At 65.3% G+C, this 294-nt stretch carries 1 protein-coding gene; it reads left to right on the top strand.

Annotated elements, in window-relative coordinates; translation table 11 throughout:
- Positions 1 to 294: NlpC/P60 family protein (locus tag HGO92_RS23325; protein ID WP_205835028.1), on the top strand; the 294-nt coding region annotated here is incomplete at both ends.

Genomic DNA, 294 nt, shown 5'->3' on the forward strand with positions numbered 1-294 from the left:
CGAGGAGGCCCCGAAGCCGGAGGCGAAGGCTGATGTTGCTGCCAGCGGTATTGGTGCCGCGTTGGTGGCGTCGGCTTACGGCCAGATCGGTGTGTCGCAGGACTGCACCGCGATGGTCGAGAACGCGCTGCGTTCGGCCGGTATCTCCGTGGGCGATCTGGCTCCGGCGCAGTTCATGGCGTACGGTACGCAGGTTTCGACTCCGCAGCCGGGCGACATGATCTATTACGACGATGCTGGTGCCGGTGTGCCGCACATCGCGATCTACGTGGGCAACGGCCAGGCCATCCATGG

Origin of the sequence: Crystallibacter degradans (assembly GCF_012952295.1) — a bacterium.
GTDB classification, from domain to species: Bacteria; Actinomycetota; Actinomycetes; order Actinomycetales; family Micrococcaceae; genus Crystallibacter; species Crystallibacter degradans.